At 43.2% G+C, this 273-nt stretch carries 1 pseudogene; it reads right to left on the bottom strand.

Annotated features, from left to right (window positions below):
* Positions 1-273, bottom strand: a pseudogene (locus tag C1G53_RS12830) (nuclease); the annotation flags it as partial.

Here is a 273-nt window from a genome sequence, read left to right as displayed (position 1 = left end):
GTAGGTGACTGGTCCAGCGATACGACCGATGAAATAGTCTCCTGATTTGACGATTTGTTTTCCATTTTTCAAAAGAAGTGGAATGATATTGGTATTATTCCCTTCAGGGCGAAGGTTGACGCCTCCAACATTATTTAAAGGAAGTTGACTAGTGGCAGGAGTGACATAGATTTCCTTGTTTTTTAGTGGGCCAAGGATTTTTGCATCATCCACGGCAACCACCATGCCTTCAACGGATTCCCAGAAATCGAGCGCATCTTGTTCTGGATCAAA

The sequence above is a fragment of the Streptococcus suis genome, assembly GCF_002960445.1.
Taxonomy (GTDB): Bacteria; Bacillota; Bacilli; order Lactobacillales; family Streptococcaceae; genus Streptococcus; species Streptococcus hyiners.
This window is presented reverse-complemented; position numbering and strand designations above follow the sequence as displayed.